The sequence below is a fragment of the Streptomyces sp. NPDC054840 genome (genome assembly GCF_053611065.1).
In genome coordinates this window covers 1-2111 of the sequence record NZ_JBSGZP010000963.1, presented here as the reverse complement: position 1 = coordinate 2111, position 2111 = coordinate 1, and the positions used below count along the sequence as shown (strand labels likewise).

The window sequence follows — 2111 nt, the reverse complement described above, 5'->3', positions numbered from 1 at the left end:
CCCCCGGACCGGGTCGATGGCATCACCACCACCGCCCGGCGCAGTCGCCGTTGCCGACCGGGGGGCCGGTGACCGCCGGGTCCTGGCCCGCCTCACCCACAAGGCCGCCGTGGTCGGGGCCGACGCCGGGTACGGCTGCCGGACGCAGCCGCCCGAGCTCCCGGACCGGTTGCCGGCTCGTCGTCGATCCCGGCCCGGTGGACGGCCGCACCGGCACCCGGCGCGCGCCCCGACGGCCTGTTCGCCGCCTACGCCACCGACACCGCGCAGCGGCGCGGGCCGCACCGGGCCGGTGCTGCCGGCCCCCGAGTAGGGTCGGGGCATGCCGCCCCGAGGGAAGAAGCCGCGTACCTACGACCCCACCCGGATCCGGACGGCCGTCACCGCGCAGTTCGCGCATGTGTGCCGGGCCGTCGGGGAGTTGGGGCCCGAGCAGCTGGCGCGCCCCAGCGGGCTCGGTGACTGGAGCGTCGCCGAACTGGCCGGGCACGTCGCCTGGATCGCCGACTCGCTGGCCGGGGGCCTGGCCCGGCCGCCCGCCGCCATCGCCGAGCTGACGGCGGTCGAGTGGCCCTTCGCCACCGCCTCCCTCGCCGGGAAGATCTCCGAAGCGGCCAGGGAGACCCTGACCGGGGCTTCGCTGCCCGAGCTGTACGACCGGGCGGCCGCCCGGATGGCGCAGGCGCTCGCGGCGAATCCGGGCGACCGCGTGCTCGACCTGTGGATCGGGGACATGACCCTGGCCGACTTCCTGGTCACCCGGACCGTGGAACTGGTGGTCCACACCGATGACCTCAACCGGGCCGCGGGACTGGAGATCCCGGTCGACCGGCAGGCGCTGGCCGCCTGCACCCGGCTGCTCGCCGACGCCCTCGCCCTCAAGGCACCGGGCGGTTCGGTGGAGGTCCGCGTTCCGCCCTTCGCGGTGGTGCAGTGCATCGAGGGCCCGCGGCACACCCGCGGCACTCCGCCGAACGTCGTCGAGACCGACCCGCTGACCTGGGTCCGGCTCGCGACCGGCCGGACGGAATGGGCCGCGGCCCTCGACCGGGCGCACGTACGGGCCAGCGGTGAGCGGGCCGATCTGTCGGCGCTGCTCCCACTGATGAGCTGAGGGGAAGAACCATGGTGGAACCAGTGCGGCGCCCGGTCCGTCCCAGGGACATGCCTACCTTCCGGCACGTCCCCACCTTCACGGGCCTGACCCTCGTCGTCGCGCTCGCCCTGGCCGGCTGCGGCCGGGTCGAGGACGGCCGGAGCGCCCGGCTGCCCGATCCCGTGGGTTCCTGGGCCGTCGAGTCCCTGACCACGGGCGGCCGCACCCTGCACGCGCCCGAGGCCGCCCACCTCGACATCGGCCCGAACCAGGTCAAGGGCAACTACGGCTGCAACGGCTTCACGGCGGTGGCGGCCTTCGCCGGTTCCTCCGCGGTGACCGTCACGCCCGGCGCCTCGACCACCATGGCCTGCGCGGACATGGAGTTCGAGACGGCCTTCGCCAAGCTGTTCCAGGGCAAGCTGGCGATCGACCGGGGACCCGACCGGCTCACCCTGAAGACCGCCGACGGGAGCACCATCGCCATGACGTCGGCGCCCGCGGTCACCGATGCCCCGCTCACCACGACCGAGTGGACCGTGGAGTCCCTGGTCAGCGGCGGGACCGCGGCTTCCCTGCCCGCCGAGGCGGCCGGGAAGGCACGGTTCACCATCGCCCCGGACCTCGCCGTGAGCGGCAGCCTCGGCTGCAACCGGTTCAGCGCCCAGGCCACCGTGGAGGGCTCCACGGTCACCTTCGGGCCGCTGACCTCGACCCGGATGGCCTGCGAGGGGCCGGCGGGCGAGGTCGAGCGGACGCTGACCCAGCTGTTCGGCAGCGGTCCGCTCACCGTGAAGGTCGAGGGCCGGACCCTCACCCTCACGGCGGCCGACGGCAAGGGCCTGACCGCGAAGGCGGCCTCCGCCGCCGAGTGAGTACGGCCGCGGTCAGGCCGGGTACGGGAGGAGCTGGGCGTCCACCTTCTCCCAGGCAGCCCGCAGCCCGGCCCAGGTCGTCGCCGAGGATGAACAGGATGTTCGGCCGGCGGGACGGCCGGGGCCGCGCGGCCCGGAAC

General features: G+C 75.2%; 2 protein-coding genes and 1 pseudogene. All 3 read left to right on the top strand.

The window, feature by feature from the left end:
- Positions 1-313, top strand: a pseudogene (locus tag ACWGIU_RS36450) (hypothetical protein); the annotation flags it as partial.
- A gap of 9 nt (positions 314-322) precedes the next feature.
- Positions 323-1114 (top strand): sterol carrier family protein, encoded by a 792-nt coding sequence (locus ACWGIU_RS36445; protein ID WP_453712364.1) that lies wholly within the window; start codon positions 323-325, stop codon positions 1112-1114.
- 50 nt (positions 1115-1164) lie between these two features.
- Complete coding sequence (locus ACWGIU_RS36440; protein ID WP_453712363.1) at positions 1165-1971, top strand: META domain-containing protein; 807 nt, start codon at positions 1165-1167, stop codon at positions 1969-1971.
- Positions 1972-2111 lie beyond the last annotated feature (140 nt).

Excerpts from the sequence above, each read along its gene's own strand:
- ACWGIU_RS36445 (WP_453712364.1), top strand. The coding sequence starts at position 323 with ATGCCGCCCCGAGGGAAGAAGCCGCGTACCTACGACCCCACCCGGATC.
- ACWGIU_RS36440 (WP_453712363.1), top strand. The coding sequence starts at position 1,165 with ATGCCTACCTTCCGGCACGTCCCCACCTTCACGGGCCTGACCCTCGTC.